Source organism: Rhodopseudomonas pseudopalustris, assembly GCF_900110435.1.
GTDB classification, from domain to species: domain Bacteria; phylum Pseudomonadota; class Alphaproteobacteria; order Rhizobiales; family Xanthobacteraceae; genus Rhodopseudomonas; species Rhodopseudomonas pseudopalustris.
On record NZ_FODT01000014.1, the window covers coordinates 1 to 19,884 of the forward strand.

At 63.5% G+C, this 19,884-nt stretch carries 16 protein-coding genes; 7 read left to right on the plus strand and 9 right to left on the minus strand.

What is annotated here, in order from left to right; all coding sequences use genetic code 11:
• Positions 1–177: 177 nt before the first annotated feature.
• Positions 178–504 (minus strand): cupin domain-containing protein, encoded by a 327-nt coding sequence (locus BMY71_RS21365; protein ID WP_092686087.1) that lies wholly within the window; start codon positions 502–504, stop codon positions 178–180.
• A gap of 250 nt (positions 505–754) precedes the next feature.
• On the opposite strand from BMY71_RS21365, the gene BMY71_RS21370 reads away from it, so the two are divergent.
• The 5 genes from BMY71_RS21370 (at position 755) to BMY71_RS25115 (ending at position 6,663) form a co-directional block, all read left to right on the plus strand.
• Positions 755–1,870 carry a beta-ketoacyl-ACP synthase III gene (locus tag BMY71_RS21370; RefSeq protein WP_092686088.1) on the plus strand — a complete coding sequence of 372 codons (1,116 nt, stop codon included), beginning with the start codon at positions 755–757 and terminating at the stop codon, positions 1,868–1,870.
• Between the two features lie 856 nt (positions 1,871–2,726).
• A complete protein-coding gene (locus tag BMY71_RS21375) occupies positions 2,727–3,530 on the plus strand; it encodes a TIGR02391 family protein (protein WP_092686089.1) in 804 nt (267 codons plus the stop codon).
• Positions 3,531–3,677: 147 nt separating this feature from the next.
• Positions 3,678–5,165, plus strand: a complete 1,488-nt coding sequence (locus BMY71_RS21380) for a hypothetical protein (protein WP_175557747.1) — start codon at positions 3,678–3,680, stop codon at positions 5,163–5,165.
• A 956-nt stretch (positions 5,166–6,121) separates the two neighbouring features.
• Entirely contained in the window at positions 6,122–6,361 is a 240-nt protein-coding gene (locus tag BMY71_RS21385) for a hypothetical protein (RefSeq protein ID WP_049760784.1), read from the plus strand.
• Positions 6,358–6,663, plus strand: a complete 306-nt coding sequence (locus tag BMY71_RS25115) for a hypothetical protein (RefSeq protein WP_210185070.1) — start codon at positions 6,358–6,360, stop codon at positions 6,661–6,663. Before BMY71_RS21385 ends, BMY71_RS25115 begins: the two co-directional genes overlap by 4 nt.
• Before the next feature lie 1,156 nt (positions 6,664–7,819).
• On the opposite strand, the gene rpoD is transcribed toward BMY71_RS25115, so the two are convergent.
• Both rpoD and dnaG read right to left on the minus strand, forming a co-directional pair.
• Positions 7,820–9,955, minus strand: a complete 2,136-nt coding sequence (gene rpoD / locus BMY71_RS21395; protein WP_092686090.1) for an RNA polymerase sigma factor RpoD — start codon at positions 9,953–9,955, stop codon at positions 7,820–7,822.
• A gap of 258 nt (positions 9,956–10,213) precedes the next feature.
• The gene (gene dnaG, locus BMY71_RS21400) at positions 10,214–12,271 is read right to left on the minus strand and encodes a DNA primase (protein WP_092686091.1); all 2,058 of its coding nucleotides are present in this window, start codon (positions 12,269–12,271) and stop codon (positions 10,214–10,216) included.
• Between the two features lie 431 nt (positions 12,272–12,702).
• On the opposite strand from dnaG, the gene BMY71_RS21405 reads away from it, so the two are divergent.
• The gene (locus tag BMY71_RS21405) at positions 12,703–12,945 is read left to right on the plus strand and encodes a hypothetical protein (RefSeq protein WP_011504356.1); all 243 of its coding nucleotides are present in this window, start codon (positions 12,703–12,705) and stop codon (positions 12,943–12,945) included.
• Positions 12,946–13,027: 82 nt separating this feature from the next.
• Here the strand turns inward: BMY71_RS21405 and BMY71_RS21410 are convergent, their stop codons facing one another.
• Complete coding sequence (locus BMY71_RS21410) at positions 13,028–13,435, minus strand: gamma-glutamylcyclotransferase family protein (protein WP_092686092.1); 408 nt, start codon at positions 13,433–13,435, stop codon at positions 13,028–13,030.
• A 16-nt stretch (positions 13,436–13,451) separates the two neighbouring features.
• Positions 13,452–14,366 (minus strand): transglutaminase family protein, encoded by a 915-nt coding sequence (locus BMY71_RS21415; protein WP_092686093.1) that lies wholly within the window; start codon positions 14,364–14,366, stop codon positions 13,452–13,454.
• Between the two features lie 87 nt (positions 14,367–14,453).
• Between BMY71_RS21415 and BMY71_RS21420 the strand changes: the two genes are divergently transcribed.
• Positions 14,454–15,248, plus strand: coding sequence for an N-formylglutamate amidohydrolase (locus BMY71_RS21420; RefSeq protein ID WP_092686094.1), 795 nt, complete (start codon positions 14,454–14,456; stop codon positions 15,246–15,248).
• Between the two features lie 136 nt (positions 15,249–15,384).
• On the opposite strand, the gene BMY71_RS21425 is transcribed toward BMY71_RS21420, so the two are convergent.
• The 4 genes from BMY71_RS21425 to BMY71_RS21440 form a co-directional block, all read right to left on the minus strand.
• Positions 15,385–16,002: a LysE family translocator gene (locus tag BMY71_RS21425; RefSeq protein ID WP_092686164.1), complete on the minus strand. Its 618-nt coding sequence runs from the start codon at positions 16,000–16,002 to the stop codon at positions 15,385–15,387.
• 110 nt (positions 16,003–16,112) lie between these two features.
• On the minus strand, positions 16,113–16,961 hold the full coding sequence (locus tag BMY71_RS21430; protein ID WP_011504363.1) for a DUF2189 domain-containing protein: 849 nt from the start codon (positions 16,959–16,961) through the stop codon (positions 16,113–16,115).
• Between the two features lie 407 nt (positions 16,962–17,368).
• Positions 17,369–18,976 (minus strand): acyl-CoA synthetase, encoded by a 1,608-nt coding sequence (locus tag BMY71_RS21435; protein WP_092686095.1) that lies wholly within the window; start codon positions 18,974–18,976, stop codon positions 17,369–17,371.
• Positions 18,977–19,062: 86 nt separating this feature from the next.
• Positions 19,063–19,518: a GatB/YqeY domain-containing protein gene (locus BMY71_RS21440; RefSeq protein WP_011504365.1), complete on the minus strand. Its 456-nt coding sequence runs from the start codon at positions 19,516–19,518 to the stop codon at positions 19,063–19,065.
• Positions 19,519–19,884 lie beyond the last annotated feature (366 nt).

Consider the following 19,884-nt stretch of genomic DNA (forward strand, 5'->3'; position numbering starts at 1 on the left):
CACCGGCGTCCGCGCCTGGCGCGCCGCCGTCCACCGCCTCCCGCCCCGCGGATCGTGACGATCGCGAAACGCCCCTCTCATCGGGGCGGGATGCGATGGGTATATGATCCTATAGGAATTTTGTCAAGGGGCGTCCGGCGGGCGGCGCGTTTGTATTTCATCACGTCGGACGACGGACTACGCGGCCGGCCAGAACACCGCCAGCCACACCGTCGCCTCGCCCGCCGCCGTCGCCTCGACGCGGTGGCGGCAATGCGCCGGGATGTCGACCCAGGCGCCCGGCGTGAGCGGCACGTCGCGGCCATCGGCGAAGCGCAGCGTCGCGGCGCCGGACAGCAGCACGACGAATTCGTCTTCGGACTGGTCGTACCAGAAGCCTTCCGGGCTCGCCTGGCCGAACGACACGATCCGCTCGATGCGGACCCCGCCGCGGGCCAGCAAGGTGTCGAGCGCCTCGTCGGGGGCCGGTTGTGGCAGCGGCTGCAGCAGATGTCCGGTGTGCATGTGCGAGATCCCTCGATGGTCCTTGTGTTTTGCCACGACCCGTTTCATACCGCATTCGTCCGTGCCGGCCGCTTGCCGACGCGTCTCGCGAAGGCGGTTCGACACTCCGACCAAGGGACGACCTGGCCGCCTCCCGCTCTTTGTCCGACGTCAAAGCAGACGATGGCCAATGGGCGTCGGATACCGTGGGGCGCGGCGGATCGCCAACGGCCGGCGGTCCTCACTCAGCCCATCGTGACCGGAGCTTTCCGTGCGCCCTGCCGTTATTGCCGCGACCGGCCTCTATACCCCGCCCGACAGCATTTCGAATGCCGAGCTGGTCGAGGCCTTCAACAGCTACGTCGCGAACTTCAATCAAGCCAACGCCGCCGCAATCGCAGCAGGGCAGATCGAGCCGCTGCAGCCGTCGTCCGCGGAATTCATCGAGAAGGCGTCCGGCATCAAGTCGCGCTACGTGGTGGCGAAGCCGGGCATCCTCGATCCCGAGCTGATGCGGCCGGTGATCCCGGAGCGGCCGAACGAACAGATCTCGCTGCTCGCCGAGATCGCCGTGAAGGCGGCCGAACAGGCGCTGCAGCGCTGGGGCAAGCCGCGCGAGCGGATCGGCGCGGTGCTGTGCGCCTGCTCCAACATGCAGCGCGCCTATCCGGCGATGGCGGTCGAGGTGCAGAATGCGCTCGGCATCGGCGGCTTCGGCTTCGACATCAACGTCGCCTGCTCGTCCGCCACCTTCGGCATCAAGACCGCGGCGGACTTCGTCGCCACCGGCTCGGCCGACGCGGTGCTGATGGTCAATCCGGAAATCTGCTCGGGACATCTCAATTTTCGCGACCGCGACAGTCATTTCATCTTCGGCGACGTCGCCACCGCGGTGATCGTCGAGCGCGCGGATGAAGCCAAAGACGGCTGGGCGATCCTCGGCACCCGGCTGAAGACGCAGTTCTCCAACAACATCCGCAACAATTCAGGCTTCCTCAACCGCGCCTGGCCCGAGGGCCGCGACCTCGCGGACAAGCTGTTCGTGCAGCAGGGCCGCAAAGTGTTCAAGGAAGTGGTGCCGATGGTCTCCGACATGATCATCGACCACGCCGGCGAACTCGGCATCGACCCGCACGCGTTGAAGCGGATGTGGCTGCATCAGGCCAACATCAACATGAACGAGATCATCGGCCGCAAGGTGCTCGGCCGAGAGCCTTCGCGCGAAGAAAACGTGATCATCCTCGACACCTACGCCAACACCTCGTCGGCGGGCTCGATCATCGCCTTTCACAAGAATTCAGACGATCTCGTGCAAGACGATCTCGGCCTGATCTGCAGCTTCGGCGCGGGGTATTCGGCCGGCACGGTGTTTGTGAAGAAGCGCTGAGGGCCGCCATCCGCGCGGACCGTCGTATCGGCACGGCGGGCAACAGGCACCGGAAGCGGCGTTGGTGATTCCGGCTTTGCGCAGACAGGAGTCATCGCCCCTGTTGTTTGGACGGCGCGGGCAGGTGGTTTTGCGCGAATGGGGTGCCTGCACCTTCGCCGCGCCCGAAACGAGGGCGCGCGGAACGCCGGACGCGCGATGCGTCCGCAGCCTCATGCGCAGGGCAAAAAGCGCATGAGTGAGTCACCACGAAAGCACCGACACGTCAGGCGTTCCGCACGCGGTGAGGCTTCCGGCTTGCTTCGTGCTCTCCGCGGTGGCGATTGATGCGCTTGGGTTCGTCACCGTCGGGACTGAGCTGTTCGGAAGACGCTGTGCTTTTCAGAAGACAGTGTCTGAACCAGTGGTTTCCTGCGGCCAGTCGGCCGGCAGGCGGTCCATCCCGTGACGCCAGCGACGGGCGTCCGGACCACACGCTTTGGGCCGGCGCGCAAAGGCGATGCAGATGGGGCGCATCTCCGCCCCGGCCTGCATCGCACAGCGTCGTCGTCATGCGCTTCAGGTCGGCGGCTCCATAGACATTAAGGCCAAGCCCTGCGGACCCCCTGCCTCGCGGCCCCCAACCACCTTCCCTCCGCGCCCGACGCTGCCGCGGCCACCGCACCCCGCCCCGCGACTAGTGACGATCGCGAGCCGCCCCTCGGTATTGGAGCGGGATGGATAGGAATATATACGATATAGGACTTTTGTCAAGGCGACACGAAGTACGTTCAACCGAATGCAACGTCTTGCTTCTCAAGAGCGTTCAACCCATGCTTTCCAGTACGAGTCCGCGGATATAATTCAGAGAATATCGATGTCCAAAATGTTTGAGCAAGCCCATCTGCAGGCGATCGCCGACGCATTAGGAGATACGGAGATCGGGCTCACTGGGTCGGAAATCGCTCACCTGTTAAGCACCTGTAGGATCGACGACGTTGCGCCCACCGTGACGAAACGACACCGTCTCTACAACGCCTTCGCCCACATCCAGAATGCGAAACAGGATCGCGTTCCGATCCTCGCATTCATTAGGCACGCAATGAAGCCGGCAAGATTCATTCGGCAACAGGGCCGTTACGAGCCCATGCGAAGACATTTAAATGTTGCGCTGGCATTTTCAGGCTTGGCGGTTAGAGAATCAGGAGAATTGGTAAGCGTTGGGGAAGCGGAAACACTATCAGAGGCAAAGCGACGAGCATCCGATCTCCGCGGCGACCTTGAGATGAGAAGCGTACATCCCGACGTATTGCGCTTTTGCCGGGAGGAGCTGCTAGCTGAGAACTATTTTCATGCGATCCTCGAAGCAGCAAAGGGCGTCGCCGATAAGCTACGCGAGCGGTCTGGCCTTCTGGATGATGGCGCCACACTCGTTGATCGAACCCTGTCTGGCAATCCACCACTTCTCGCCATCAATGAATGGAGCACGGAGAGCGACAAGTCAGAGCAGCGCGGATTCTGCAATCTAGTGAAAGGGCTGTTTGGCATGTTCCGCAATACGACAGCACACACACCGCGGATATCTTGGGCAATCAACAAGGAAGATGCAGAAGAGGTCTTTACGTTGCTTTCGCTTGTTCACAAACGCATCGACTCATCCCGGATGCCACCAAGGGTATAATCTTCGGCATTTTTCGAAGAGAGTCGGAGGAATAGAATGAGCACAACGTGGAAGAAACCAACATCCAAAAGATACACTTCTGTTGCTTGAAACGGATATAAATTGCAATTTTCTCCAAATACGAAATTGCTACTCGGATAAGATCACATGGCCAAACGAATCCTCACGATTGGAATCGAACTTGCCTCTCCGAACGTCGAAGGCCGCGACTTTGAAGACAGAATTTCTCTTCTCGATTGGGACATTGTGTTGTTCAGGCCGGTAATTGACAAGTTTAAATACGACTCGATTCAGACCTTTCAAGGAAAGGCAAGTCTCAGCGAAAGCTCTTCGTTCTCCCTTAAGGAGTCGTGTGAACATTGGCGCCGAGAAATCAAACAAGCCTTTGACAATGGAAGAACGATAATCGTCTTCCTCCCGCCAATAGACGAAGTTTTTATTGACACCGGCAAGCGTGAATATTCGGGGACCGGTCGAAATCAGAAGACCACACGCATCGTCGATTTTTATTCGAACTACAATGCCATTCCGATCTCTTATAGCCCCGTTCTAGCCAGCGGCACGAGCATCAAGTTAACAACTTTGGGGCAGGAGCTGCTCGGATTCTATTGGGCTGAATTTGCAGACCTATCTGAGTTTAAGGTGCTACTGCCCAGCGAGACCACGGGAACAACTCTCACAACAAAAATTGGAGACAAGCCCGTTGGCGCAGTTCTTAGAAGCAAGACTTCAACTGGCTCGCTCGTGTTGTTACCCGACATACAATTCGATCGAGATGAATTCTATCTTGATGAAGTCGGTGAAGATGAATCCCCCTGGACTCCAGAAGGGGAAAGGTTTGCAGCAAAAATCATTGGTTCACTCGTAGCTTTGGACAAATCACTACATTCATCCGCTGAGATAACGCCGGAACCGGCCTGGGCAACTGATTCCGTTTTCGCGCTAAAGAAGGAAGAGACTTTCCTACGAGAACTTTTGGATGCGGAGCGAGAAGTAGAGGCGGCTCAAAAGCGAAAAGAAGACGCCAAGGATCGACTGAGTGGTGCGGGCAGGCTACGGGCGCTGCTGTACGAGAAAGGAAGGCCTTTGGAGCGAGCTCTAATTGAGGCGCTAGAAATTCTTGGCTTTCGAGCCACCTCATACAAGGAAGGCTCATCAGAATTTGACGTTATCTTCGAAAGCGATGAGGGCAGACTGCTCGGTGAAGCTGAGGGGAAAGACAATAAAGCAATCAACATTGATAAGCTACGGCAGCTCGCAATGAACATCCACGAAGATTTACTTCGAGACGAAGTTAGCTCTCCTGCTAAAGGGGTCCTGTTCGGAAACGGGTTTCGACTATTGCCGCCGGCCTCTCGCGAGACACAGTTTACACAAAAGTGCATTACCGCAGCGGCATCATCGGGCACAGCACTTATTTCGACTTCAGAGATTTTTAGTGTCGCTCGGTATCTTTCCAACAGCGACGATCCCGCATTCGCTAAAAGCTGTAGGGATTCGCTAATTTCTGGAAATGGCTTAGTAACAATGCCCGCCCCGCCCGCGGATTTAGATACAGAGACCATTACTCAAGTTGACCAAAGGAATTTGATCGAAAGCCACGAGCCTCGCAGGGCGGATCAGCAGAAGGCGTGATCCGCAGCAGCAGATGGTGGCTTATGGCTTCGCCTAACCCACCCTACGACGCTACGCCGCTTACTCCAAAGCTATGCGCTGCGGCTGCGGCTGCACCCAGACTTGCCAAGTCAGTGTTCGTGTCGCCCTCACCCCGGCCCTCTCCCGCAAGCGGGAGAGGGGCGCGCTGCGGCAGGTAGCGGGCGCGGAGCGAATGTCGCTCGTCGGGTGGGTGAGCCATGCTGCGCTGGTCGCTATGGGATCTTGTGCGGCTTGTTCCAGAGCCCGTAGGGCGGATTAGCCGAAGGCGTAATCCGCCGCGGCTGAGATGGTGGGTTACGGCTGCGCCTAACCCACCCTACGGATCTCCGCCTGATGGCAACGGCCCTGGATTTGGCGCGGCCTCCTCATCCTGGGGAGCCCGGCGAAGCCCGCAGGGCGAAGCCGGGCGTCTCGAAGGATGAGGCCACGGGGGCCTGCGGCGCATGGTTCGAGACGGCACTGCGCGCCTCCTCACCATGAGGCTGTCCGGGTCGTGAGATCTTTGGATCACCAAGGCTGATTGCATCAGCAAGCGTGGTCCCGGATGTCGCTTCGCTCATCCGGGCTACGCACGACGCACAGCGCCCGTGTCGCCCTCACCCCAACCCTCTCCCGCAAGCGGGAGAGGGAGCGCGCCGCGGCTGGGCTGCGCCTTGCTCCATCGCGGCCGGGCAAACAAAAATGGCCGGGGTGAGCCCGTAGCCGAAGGCGTCATCCGCCGCGATCGGAGTGGTGGGGTTACGGCTTTGCCTAACCCAGCCGCCGGCCTCAGCATCGAGTGGCGGGTGGTGAATCCTGCGGCATGAACGAGCGATCGGCTGTGATCTGATCAGCGTAGCAGCCTCCGCCGTGCATCTGCGGCACGCGGCGCGGACGAGGGCTTTGTGTGGATTTTCAGTCGCTTAGATGCTATAAGGAAAGAGGAGGAAGTCCTCATGTCCGGCCAGCAAAATGTGACTGCCGTTTTGATTGCCGACTTGGCGCGGCAACATCAGGTCCAACTGTCCGAAACAGAGGCCAATGTCCTCGCGCATCATATGACCCGGCTGGCGGACGACGTCGTCGTGTTGGACGATATCGAGCGGACATTGTTGTCACTGCAGCGCGCAGGACATTTAAGCCGGCGCGCCATGGTGGAACTACAAGCGCGCTACTTGCGCGAATCCAGACCGTGACTTTCGATCCTTTCGGCGATTTCGAGACGCAAGGCTACCTGCGCAATTTCGCGAATGAGAAGGACCTCGAAATTGTTCGCAGACTGGAACACACTTCATTTGCGAGCGGTCTGCCCGAAGCGTTCGCGCGGCTCGCCGACGTCGATGTCATTCGATACGATCATGTTCTGGAGACCCATCGTATTTTGTTCGATGCGATCTATCCCTGGGCTGGACAGGATCGCACCCAGACGGCGCCCGATCTTGCCGTCAGCAAGGCAGGCGGGCACGGACCGACAAGACCGAATACCTGCTCGCCTTGACCAGAGAACTCGATACGCCAGCCAAGGGCATTCTCGACCGCTACCTGCAGCCATTCACAGCAAGGCCGATCGCATACGAACGCCTCGGAGACATGGTACTTCAGACGCCCGGCCTTGCTGGTGTCTTGGGGGACGCGAACATCGTCTTGGGCAACAATTCCGACCCCGAGTTACGCGCTCGATATGAACATCACAGAATGACGCGTCGGAAAGACTGAAGCGGATGTTCGGACGCAGCGGCAACCCGCATGCCAAGAACCAGTTCAGCGTGATCGGGTATCTGCAGGATCGTAGCCCGTAGGGGGGATGAGCCGAAGGCGTCATCCGCCGCAATCGGAGTGGTGGGTTACGGCTTCGCCTAACCCACCCTACAGCCCTCAAAGCCGTTCAGAGGGCCGGACAGTGAGACTGCGACTCGTGGCGCCCTCACCCCAACCCTCTCCCGCAAGCGGGAGAGGGAGCAGGCAGCGGCTGGGCTGCGCCTCGCTCCATCGCGGCCGAGCAAACAAAAATGGCCGGGGGTGAGCCCGGCCATTGCAGCAACACTGTCTGTGGCCGCGTCGTCCTTCGAGACGCCCGGCTGCGCCGGGTCCTCAGGATGACGCGGGACGGGCGCTTAGTTATCCAGGAAGCTCCGCAGCTTCCGTGACCTTGACGGATGCTTCAACTTCCGCAGCACGACAACAGCCCATCGGGCGGATGCGCCGAAGGCGTCATCCACCGCGCTCAAGACGGCGGGTTACGGCTTCGCCCACCGCCCTGCGTTTGGGCTCACCCCGGGCCACAACCGCGCACTCTGCTGCAAATGGTCCAATGCGCTTCCACAACGGCAGCCGGACTCCCTCTCCCGCTTGCGGGGGAGGGTTGGGGTGGGGGCCGCCACAGGCACGACGTCGCTGTCGAGCCGCGATGCAAATCGATGCTTCGATTGATGGGTGTGCGCTATCTGAATGCCGAAGGAAACGTGCCGAACTGATCGTCCGTCCGCGTTGCGCCCCCACCCCGGCCCTCCCCCGCAAGCGGGAGAGGGAGCGCGCTGCCGATGACGGCGCGCATCCCTTCACCTCGGATATGAAAATGCCCGGCGCGGGCCGGGCATTTGGAAGACGATGAAAGCAGAGGTGCCGACAGGCAACCCGCCGGTTCACTGTCAACGTCAGTTATCCAGGAAGCTCCGCAGCTTCCGCGACCGTGACGGATGCTTCAGCTTGCGCAGCGCCTTGGCTTCGATCTGACGGATACGTTCGCGGGTCACCGAGAACTGCTGGCCGACTTCCTCCAGCGTGTGGTCGGTGTTCATGCCGATGCCGAAGCGCATCCGGAGTACGCGTTCTTCGCGGGGCGTCAGCGAGGCGAGCACGCGCGTGGTGGTCTCGCGCAGGTTCGACTGGATCGCGGCGTCGATCGGCAGCACCGCGTTCTTGTCCTCGATGAAGTCGCCGAGATGGCTGTCCTCTTCGTCACCCACCGGGGTTTCGAGCGACAGCGGCTCCTTGGCGATCTTGAGAACCTTACGCACCTTCTCCAGCGGCATGCCGAGCTTTTCGGCAAGCTCCTCCGGGGTCGGTTCGCGGCCGATCTCGTTGAGCATCTGCCGCGAGGTGCGCACGATCTTGTTGATCGTCTCGATCATGTGCACCGGGATGCGAATGGTGCGGGCTTGGTCTGCAATGCTGCGCGTGATCGCCTGCCGGATCCACCACGTCGCGTAGGTCGAGAATTTGTAGCCGCGGCGATATTCGAATTTGTCGACCGCCTTCATCAGGCCGATATTGCCCTCTTGAATGAGATCGAGGAACTGCAGGCCGCGATTGGTGTATTTCTTGGCGATCGAGATCACGAGACGCAGATTGGCCTCGACCATTTCCTTCTTGGCCTGGCGGGCTTCGCGCTCGCCCTTCTGCACCGAGTGCACGATCTTGCGGAATTCGCCGATCTCGAGGCCGGTCAATGCGGCCATCGACTGGATCTCCTGGCGCAATTCCTTGATCCGGTCCTTCTCGTGGTGGACGAAGTTCTTCCAGCCTTTGGCGCTCAGTTTCGAGACGCGGTTGAGCCAGCGCGGATCGAGCTCGGAGCCCTGATAGTTGCGCAGGAAGTCTTCGCGCGCGACGCCGTGGCTGTCGCCGAGCCGCAGCAGCCGGCCTTCGAACGACACCAGCTTCTTGTTGATGTCGTAGAGCTGCTCGACAAGCGAATCGATACGGGCCTGATTGAGCCGCAGCGACTTCACCTCGACGATGATTTCGTCCTTGAGCTTCTTGTACTTGCGCTCCTGCGACGGCGACAGCGATGGTCCCTGCGACGCGCTCTCGAGCTGGTTGGCGATGTCCTGCTCCTGCAGCTTGCGGAGCTTCTTGTAGTTGTCGGCGATCTTGTCGAAGGTCTCGACCACCTTCGGCTTGAGTTCGGCCTCGATCGCCGCGAGCGACATCTGGTTTTCGAACTCGTCGTCGTCCATGTCGCCTTCGGCGGCGCCTTCACCTCCGCCTTCTCCGGCGGGGGCCTGAGACGGCGCGGCGCGCTGCTGCGCGGGGCGGAACGGCGTCGCCGACGGCGGCGCGGCCGGCGGCGCGAGATGCGCGGGCGCTCCGCCCTCGCCTTCGGCCGCAGCTTCTTCGCCGCCCTCGCCGGCCATCGCCGGGTTCATGTTGTTCTTGGCGTCGGGACCCGCATAGGTCGCTTCGAGATCGATGATGTCGCGAAGGAAGATCTTTCCTTCGTTGAGCTCGTCGCGCCAGATGATGATCGCCTGGAAGGTCAGCGGGCTTTCGCACAGCCCGGCGATCATCGCCTCGCGCCCGGCCTCGATCCGTTTCGCGATGGCGATTTCGCCCTCGCGCGACAACAGCTCGACGGTGCCCATCTCGCGCAGATACATCCGGACGGGATCGTCGGTGCGCTCGCCGGGCTCGGACTTCTTGGTCTCGGTGACGGCCTTTTGGGTGACCTCGACGAGGTCGTTATCGGGCTCTTCCTCGGCCTCGTCCTTGGACTCTTCGTCCTCGCTGTCGCTTTCCTCGGCCTCGGACACGTTGATGCCCATATCGGACAGCATCGACATGATGTCCTCGATCTGCTCCGGCGACGTGGTGTCGGAGGGCAGCACTTCGTTGAGCTGATCGAAGGTCACGAAGCCGCGCTTCTTGGCCTGCTTGATCATCTTCTTGACGGCCGCGTCCGACAGGTCGAGCAACGGCGAGGGAGCGTCGGCGGAGTCCTTCTCCGGCGCGTCGGCCTTGTCGTCCTTTTCCTTGTCTTTCAACTGAACCGTCTTCGCCTTGCTGGCCATTCACTGCTCCTGAACGCGCGCATGAAGGGCGCGTCGCCGCGCCGTCATGAAAACTTGCCTTGCCGGGTGAGACGCGCAAAGGGCGGCGCCAGCCTGCGCCACCCGACACGATCCCGCTTGATGGTTTCCCAAAATGGTCGCCCGAAGGCCTTCTACCGGAATGCCGTTAAGCCCTTACTAACCCTGTTTTTGCAGCCAATGCGGGGGTTTGGCGAGTCATTTCGCGGATCCCGCCGCATGGCCCGCCTCGAATACCCGTCAGACGCTCCGATGGAACCGGCCGGATGATTCGCCGAATCCCTCGATCAGCGCCTCAGTGCCTTCCACTTCCGAGAGCCGCGCCTTGACGTCGTTCAACCACGCATTGTTGGCCTCGCTGCCATCTTCGCCCAGGGCCAGCTCGGCGTCCTTCAATTCCCTAAGTAAGGAGTGCGATTGTCGATGCAAGGCAACCAGTTGCTGCCACGTCGAAAGTACATCCTCGCGGGCGGCGCCGGATCCCGCGCCCCACACCGCGGAAGTCGTGATTGCGCGCTCAACGCGTTGCAATTGCTCGGATAATCCGGCCTTAACCAAATCGGCGCGAAGCTTTTCGGCGTGCCCCGCCGGATCGTCGCCGTGATGATGGTCCTGGGCGAAGGCGGCGATGATCGCGGCCCGCAGCCGGTGCGCCTCCGGATGGGCGAATTCCAGCGCCGCTATCTCCTCGAGGTGGTCGTGCAGCAGCCAGGGGTGGTGCAGCAGCGATTGCAGGATCAGCGCCTCGCGGCGGGACATCGCGCTGCGCTGGCCGCGCATGATCGGACTGGATGCGAGGTCAGGGCTGGCGACCTGATACGCGCCCCGGCCGAACGGTGGAGAGCTGAGGCCGGACGGCTGGCCGCGCGGCGCAAAACGGCCGCCCCCCTGTGGAAAACCCCCGCGCGGCGGAAATCCGCGCCGCGAATCACCGCCGCGCCCAGCGCCGCCGCGGAAGCCGCCGCCGAACCCGCCTCCAAAGCCTCCTCCGAAACCGCCTTGCGGCGCGAACGCCGCGCGCAGCCGCTCGGCCCAGTCCTGGCGATAATAGCGCCGCACCACCTCGTCGCGGATGCCGCCCGAAAGTTCGTTGATCCGCGCCTCCAGCGCCGCCCGGCGCTCGGGCGTGGCGAAGCTGCCGCCTTCGGACTCGCGCGACCACAACAGATCGGCGAGCGGCCGCGCCGCGCCGATCACCTCCTCGATCGCGAGGCGACCGCCGGCGCGGGCGAGATCGTCGGGGTCCTGGCCCTCGGGCAGCAGCGCGAAACGCAGGCTCTTGCCGGGCTTCAGATGCGGCAGCGCCAGATCGGCGGCGCGAAACGCCGCCTTCTGGCCGGCGCGGTCGCCGTCGAAACACAGGATCGGCTCATCCGCCATCTTCCACAGCAGTTGAAGCTGGTTCTCGGTCAGCGCGGTGCCGAGCGGCGCGACGGTCGCGGCAAACCCCGCGGTGACCATGGCGATGACGTCGATGTAGCCTTCGACCACGATCACCGCCGCGGCGCTGTTCGGCGTCGACTTGCCGGCCGCGTCATGCGCCGCCTTGCGGGCCGTGGCGAGGTTGTAGAGATTGTCGCCCTTGTGAAACAGCGGCGTTTCCGGCGAGTTCAGATACTTCGCCGCAACGTCCTTCTCCAGCGCCCGGCCGCCGAAGGCGATCACCCGGCCGCGGATGTCGGTGATCGGAAACATCACCCTGTCGCGAAACTTGTCGAACGGCACCGGGATGTCGTCGCCCGCCGACAGCAGCCCGGCCTCGATCATGTCGCCGACCGGCACGCCGTGACTGCCGAGATGCTCCTTCAGCGCGTAGCGCTCGTTCGCTGCGAAGCCGATCCGGAACTTGACCTGGGTCGACGGCAGGATGCCGCGATCTGCGAGATAGCCGCGGGCGCGGGCCCCGGCGCGCGAGGCGAGATTGTCGGCGAAGTAGGTCGCCGCCAGCTCCATCACATCGTAGAGCGAGCGGCGGCGCTGCTCCTGGCGCGCGGCGTCGGGCGTCGCGGCCGGCAGCGCAAGGCCGGCCATCGCCGCGAGCCGCTCGACCGCTTCGGGGAAATCCACCCCGTCGGTCTGCATGATGAAGTCGAAGATCGAGCCGTTCTTGCCGGAGGAGAAGTCGAACCACGCCTGCTTCTCGTCATTGACGAAGAACGACGGCGTCTTCTCCTGCTGGAACGGCGACAGCCCCTTCCACTCCCGCCCGGCCTTCTTCAGCTTCACACGACGGCCGACCACCTCCGACACCAGAAGCCGGGCTTTCAACTCGTCGAGGAATTGCGGCGTGAAGCGCATGGAGTGCGGGGCTCAAGCTCGGGACGCGGCGGCGCCAACCGATGAGAGATATAGGCTTGATCGAGGCAGAGGCGTAGGGCCGCCGAGTTCTCCCGGCTATTCACAGGCTCATCGACCAGAACGGCGCGCCTGGCGCAATATCGATTGCGATTCGCCAATTCCACGACCTCGGATTGAATCAACGCTGCGAATGCATACCAGTCCTCGGGACATTCCGCATTGCGGGATGGAAATCCATCGCTAAATCAACGCCAATTCGCAATTGCGGCAGGTTTGATCTGCCTCATTGCTGCACCGCATAAGCGGGCTTTCAGTGACGCACCCACGCGATGCCGCGGGAGTCGGGGGAGAACGATCGACCAAGGTCCAGGGCTCATGTGCGTCGTCCCCGCAACGGAACCGGCGCGATCGAACAAGTAGGAGCCAGAACCATGGCAAATTGTAACCGTTGCAATGTGGAGATGACGTCACTCGGCGTGGAGACCGTCGACGACGTCTATGTGATCCACTCCTGGAAATGCGACGACTGCGGGAACGCGCTCGACATCGCCACCGCTGCGGTCGACGCTTACGACTTCCCCAGCTTCTGCCTGACCGAACCCGGCGATCCGAACTGGCTGACGCTGCTGCCGCTCGCGGCCAATGCGCATATCGAGCTGCATTTGAACCGTTAGCGCGTGACGCCGAAAAGCGGACAGCGGTTTTCGGCTCAGATCACGATCAGCTAGACCACCGAGGTCGCGCGCGGCCGCGGCTTCAGCCGGGTGAATCCTCCGGCTGAAAGCGGCCGGAGACGATGTGCGGCTTCCCCGCGACCGGCCAGTTGTAGATGTAGACGAAGGCCTCGACCGCCCCGCCGTCCTGCAGCGTGACGCGCGCCACCTCGCGCCGGTACTGCGCAGGCTCGGCGACGCCTTCGCCGCAGCCTTCGTAATCGTCGAGCCGCGGGAGAGTTTCGTGCGGCCGGCGCAGCCTGAACAATTCGCCGAACACGATGTCGGCCGGATCGTCGGCTGCGATCAGCCCAGGATAGTGCCGCACCCGATAGAGCCGGCCGGGCATCGTCGCCGGGCCGAGATAGTCCGCGTCGGACGACAGCAGCCGCGCCATCGGATTGTCGAAGCCGCGCATCAGCGTGCCGTAGACGAACAGGCGATCGAGCATCACGTCCCCCCGCAAATCAGTCCGTGGCCGCGGGTGTCAATTCCCGCGCGGCGGCGTCCCCGGCCGAGACCACGTTGATGCTGACGTCCATCCGCAGAAACGCGTCGGCGCCACCGAAATAGCTGCCGTGCAGCGGGATCGCCTGATACGGATCGCGCGCCACCGCCACCCGCACCAGATCGCGATTGCCGATGATGCCGTTGGTCGGATCGAACTCGATCCAGCCGGCGCTCGGCAGATAGACCTGCACCCAGGCGTGGGTCGAGCCGCCGCCGACATAGCCGTGCGCGCGGTCGCCATGCACGAACAGATAGCCGGAGACGAACCGCGCGGCGATGCCGAGCCGGCGCAGCGCCTCGATCATCAGCAGCGCGAAATCGCGGCAACTGCCGGAGCCGGTCTGCAGCGTATCGAGCGGATGCTGGGTGCCGTGGGCGTGGCGCTTGCGATAGCTGAACGCCGCGCGAATGCCGTGAGTGAGCCCGCTGAGAATCTTGAACGTCGGCGTCGAGCCCTGGGCGTCGAGAAAGCTGCGCGCCCAACGCGCCAGCTCGCCGTCCGGATCGCCGCAATGCGGGCGGATGAACCGCTCGAGGTCGGGGAACTCCTCCTCGTCGTAGAAAAACGGATAGAAGAACGCGGGATCGTCCGGCGTCAGCGCGAATTCCTCGCTCGGATGATGCTCGACGGTCGCGGTGGAATCGAACGTCAGCTGGGTCGCGCGCTGATCGAAGGTCGCGATCGCGACGCTGTTCCCGAACACGTCATGGATCCAGCGCAGCGACGCCGGCTGCGGCGTGATCACCAGCTCGCCCTGCAGCATCCGCAGATCGTGGCTGTCGCGCGGCCGCAGCATCACCCGGTGTTCGCCGAAAGCGACCGCGTGGGCGTAATGATATTCGGTTCGATGATAGATCGTCAGCAGCGGCATGGGGAACGCATGGATCTCGACTTTGCGACGCTGAGACGATACCAGCGTTGTCCGGGGCGGGCTGCTGATTTGATAGGCACTTCACGAATGAACGGCGCACGTGATGAATCCCTACGCCTCGAGCCCGGAGAGGCTCCGGTCATCGAGCGTAACACGGCGGGAGCATCGCCGTTTCTGCTGGTTTGCGACCATTACGGCCGCCGGATCCCGCCGCAGCTCGGCGATCTCGGCCTGCCCGAAACCGAGCTTGCCCGCCATATCGCCTGGGATGTCGGCATCGCCGGCGTCGCCGAGCGCCTCGCGGACGCGCTCGACGCGCATCTGATCGCGCAGCGCTATTCGCGGCTGGTGATCGACTGCAACCGGCCGCCGGGCGCGGAGAGCTCGATTCCGCTGGTCAGCGAAGCGACCACGATTCCCGGCAATGACGGGCTGACGCGCGCCGAGGCCGAGCAGCGCCGGCGGCTGATCTTCGATCCCTACCATGCGCGCATCGACGCGGCGATCAGCGCCCGGCTCGCCGCCGGCCGGCCGACCGTCCTGCTGGCGCTGCATTCGTTCACGCCGGTGTATCACGGCATGGCGCGGCCCTGGCACATCGGCACGCTGTATCAGCACGACCGCGTGCTGCCGCCGCTGCTGCTCGCCGAGCTGCGCCGCGAGAGCGGCCTCGTGGTCGGCGACAACCAGCCTTATGCGGTGAGCGACGGCACCGATTATTCAATCCCGGTGCATGGCGAGGCGCGCGGCCTGATCAATTCCGGCATCGAGATCCGCCAGGACCAGATCATCGACGAGACCGGACAGGCCGAATGGGCGGAGCGACTGGCGCGCGTGCTCACCGCGATCGAAGCGACGCTGCGCGACAAGGCGCTGGCGTAGGTTCAGGCTCCGTCCGCTGCCTCTCCACGCCGTCATTCCGGGGCGCCGCGCAGCGGCGAACCCGGAATCCGATCCCCGGGCAACCTCGAGACTCCGGGTTCGCTCGCTGTCGCGAGCGCCCCGGAATGACGTCGTTCTACTTCGCGCGGCTGAGCGCGAGCCAGACGCCGCCGCCGATCATGAAGCCGCCGGAGATCCGCGACATCAGCCGCGTGCGGCGCGCCGAGAACATCGTGCGCGCCCGCCCCGCCAGCAACGCGTAGATCGCGTCGGTGACGGCGACGATCGCCATGAAGGTGGCTCCAAGCAGCGCCACCTGCGGGATGTGATCGCGCTGCATGTCGACGAATTGCGGAATGAACGCGCCGAAGAACACCAGCACCTTCGGATTGGCGAGCAGCACCACCAGCCCCTGCAGGAAGAATCCGCCGCGCGGCGGCGGCGGCGGCGCGTCGGTTGCCACGCCTTCGACCGGCGACCGGATCAGCCCGATGCCGAGCCACACCAGATAAGCGGCGCCGAGCAGACGCAGCCAGTCGAACCAATAGCCCATCGTCGCCATCAGCGATGTCAGCCCGACCGCGACCAGCGCGATCACGAGACCGAGCCCGAGCTGCGCGCCGGCGACGTTCAACAGCGCGGCGCGCGTGCCGTGGCGCAGCCCGTTGGCGATCACCAGCGTCACCACCGGCCCGGGCAACAGCGCCAGCACGATGCAGGCGGTGAGATAGGTGAGATAGAGCTGCAACGACATCGGCATTCCCATTCGCGATCGGATTCGTCGCGACGATAGCAGCCGTGCGGCGGCGGCGCGAGCCGATCCGCCATCGTTGCCCCCGGAGCGCGGGGAGATCTGGCGACGCGTCAGTTGCGCGTCGCGGTCCGCGGCAGCGCCAGTACATTGTCGGCGCCGGCGACCGGAATCGTCTCCGGCTGCTCGGCGGCCACCGGCGCGACGATCTTGCGATACAGATGCCAGGTGGTGTGGCCGAGGATCGGCAGCGTCACCACCAGCCCGAGGAAATACGGCAATGCCGAGATCGCCAGCAGCAGCACGATGGTGGCGGCCCAGCCGATCATCGGCAGCGGGCTCATCACCACGGCGCGGATGCTGGTCACCATCGCGGTGACGAAATCGACGTCGCGGTCGAGCAGCAGCGGGAACGACACCACGGTCAGCGAGAACAGCACCAGCGCGAGGCCGGCGCCGACGCAATTGCCGATCGCGAGGAACACCAGCCCCTCATTGGTGGTCAGCACCACCGAGATGAACTCCTGCAGGCTGCCGAACGAGGCGCTGACGCCGAGCAGCAGCGCGATCAGCAGGCGGACCTGATACATCCAGACCACGAACAGGAACAGCGTGACGAACGCCATCCAGCCGAGTTCGCCGCGGGTGCGGATCAGCCCGACAATCTGCATCAGCGACGGCTTGCGCCCCGCCTCGCGCTGCCGGCTGACCTCGTACAGCCCGAGCGCGACGAACGGGCCGATCAGCGCGAAGCCGGCGGCGAGCGGATAGGCCAGATACACCATCTGAAGCGCAGTGAGGCAGAGCAGGATCAGCACGCCGCCCGCGGCATAGAACGCGCCGAAGGCGAGGCCGACCAGCGGCGCCGCCTGAAAATCGCGCAGGCCCTGTCCGAACGCTTCCGCAATATCGGCGACCGTGATCCGGCGCACGACGGGATCAACCTTACCGGAGATCGACATGGTCGCTCCTCCCTGGTCAACGGCTGCGATGCTCGTCGTTATTAGTTGCGAGCATTAGGCGCCGCGTTGCTGCCGGCGTCAATTGCCAATCGCGGCAACGGCTCATCACTCGTTGGCGAAACGCTACTTGCGACGCTGCGATGCACAAAGCAAAGCGATCAGTTGCAGCGCACCAATTACTCAGTGACGAAAACAAACGCGGATGTCGTGCACCATACGCGACGCGCGCACCTCTCTTGCTTGCGGGGAAGGTCGGATCGCGGAGCGTGGGGGAAGCTGAGTCTGGGCGAGTCGGAGAGCCAGTGCTCGGCTCGCCCTCACCCCGACCCTCTCCCGCAAGCGGGAGAGGGAGCGCGCCGTGCCCGCATCCGGATCAACGGTCCACAATGATCGAAGGCCTGAGCGCCCTACCCCTTCGCCCGCAGCTCGCGGCGCAGCACCTTGCCGGTCGCGGTCATCGGCAACGTCTCGGTGAATTCGACGTGGCGGGGATATTCGTGGGCGGCAAGCTGGACCTTGACGAAATTCTGGATCTCGCGCGCCAACGCGTCGCCCTTGGCGAAGCCCGGGCGGAGAACGATCCAGGCCTTGATCGCTTCGGTGCGGATCGGATCGGGCACGCCGACCACCGCGGCGAACGCTACCGCCGGATGCTTCAACAGCGTGTGCTCGATCTCCGACGGGCCGATGCGATAGCCGGCCGAGGTAATGACATCGTCCTCGCGGCTGTCGTACCAGAAGTAACCGTCGCCGTCCTGCCTGGCCAGATCTCCGGTGAGCAGGAAGCCGCCCGCGAATTTCTTCGCGGTCGCCTCAGGGTTCTTCCAATATTCCAGCATGGTGCAGGGATTGGGCTGGCGCACGCCGATGATGCCGCGCTCGCCGCACGGCAATTCCCGGCCGTCTTCATCGACGATGCGGACATCGAAACCCGGCGTCGCCTTGCCCATCGAGCCGGGACGGATCGGAAACAGCCGGGCGTTGTTGCCGACCACCAGATTGCATTCGGTCTGGCCGTAGATCTCGTGCGCATCGACGCCGAAAGTGGCGCGCACCCAGGCCAGCAATTCGCCGCCGAGCGACTCGCCGCCGGTGAAGATGCTGCGCAGCTTGACGCCGGGATGTTTCACATCGGCCTGCCGCATCAGCTTCAGCGCAGTCGGCGGCAGGAACACGTTGCGGACGCCGTGATCGGCCATCAGCTGCATCGCGGCCTGCGGCTCGAACTTTCTGGCGCGGTGGCCAAGCATCGCGACGCCATGATACCAGGCCGGAAACAGCGCATCGAACAATCCGCCGATCCACGCCCAATCCGCCGGCGTCCACATCAGGTCGCCGGGCCTCGGAAAGAAGTCGTGCGCCATCTCGACATTCGGCAGATGGCCGAGCAGCACGCGATGGGCGTGCAGCGCGCCTTTGGGGTTACCGGTCGTACCCGAGGTGTAGATGATGATCGCGGGATCGTCGCAGGAGGTGTCGACCGTCTCGAACGCATCGGACGCCGCATCGAGCTTGGACCAGAACAACTCGATGCCGGACGGCGCCGCGCCCCCGGTGACGTAGATCTGCCGCAACTCCGGGAGGCGGTCGCGGATCTTGAGCAGCTTCGGCAGCCCGCTCTCGTCGGTGACCACCGCGCGGGCGCCGGAATTCGACAGACGAAACTCCAGCGCGTCCTCGCCGAACAGCGTGAACAGCGGCACCGAGACGAGCCCCGAACGAAACGCCGCCAGATGCGCGATCGGCAGCTCGATCGATTGCGACAGGAACACCGCGACGCGGTCGCCGCGCGCGAGGCCGGCGGCCTTCAGCACATTGGCGAAGCGGCGCGAGGCGCTAGCGATCTCGGCGAACGACATCCGCGTGACCGCGCCGGCTTCGTCGACATAAATCAGCGCCGGCTTGTCGCCGATCGCGTGCCGATCGCACGCTGCGGTCGCGATGTTGAAGCGGGCGGGAACCGACCAGCGGAAGTCGCGGTAGAGGCTGTCGTAGTCGGAGGTTTCGGTGAGCATTCGCGGCTCGCTTCAGTTCTGGGCCGGTCGTGCGCGCCCTCCCCTCGACCGCTGGTCGCCGCGGGGCGAGGCTGAGCGCAAATGGATCACGCGGTCAGCGCCGCCTTCACCAGGCCGCTGGCCTTGCCGAAATCCATCTGGCCGGCGTATTTCGCCTTCAGCGCGGCGATCACCTTGCCCATGTCCTTGATGCCGGCCGCGCTGGTCTCCGCAATCATGGCGGCGATCGCCGCATCGACGTCGGCGTCCGACATCTGCTGCGGCAGATAGTTCTGAATCACCGCGATCTCGGCACGCTCCTGATCGGCGAGTTCGGCGCGGCCGCCTTTGTCGTAAAGCTCGACCGATTCCTGGCGCTGCTTGATCATCTTCTGGAACAGGCCGAGCAGATCGCCATCCGCGAGCGGCGGCTTGCCCTGACCGCGCGCCTCGATGTCGGCGTTCTTGATCGACGAATTCATCATCCGCAGCGTCGAGAGCTTGCGCTCGTCCTTGGCCCGCATCGCGTCCTTGACGGCGTTGTTGATGTTTTCGCGCAGCATATCGAGCTCCTTCAATCCTGCGTCATTGCGAGGAGACGAAACAACGAAGCAATCCAACGGCTCAGCGCTCGGCGCTCTGGACTGCTTCGCTTCGCGCGCAATGACGGCAAATGGCGTGTGTTGCGCCTGATGTAGGCCCTTCGCGGCCCTGAAACAACTCAGTTCCGCAGCTAGCCGACCAGCGCCTCGGCGGTCGGCTGCGGCTGCGGCTGCCCGAGCTGCGGTGCATCGATCCGCGGAAGCCAGCCAGCCCGGAACCAGCACGATCGGGCAACGATGTGTCGATGGAGCCTCCCGCGGCGAACGAATCCGTCCGGAACACCGGGGCGGAAGCCCGAAAGCGGAAATTCGCAGTCAAATATCGCC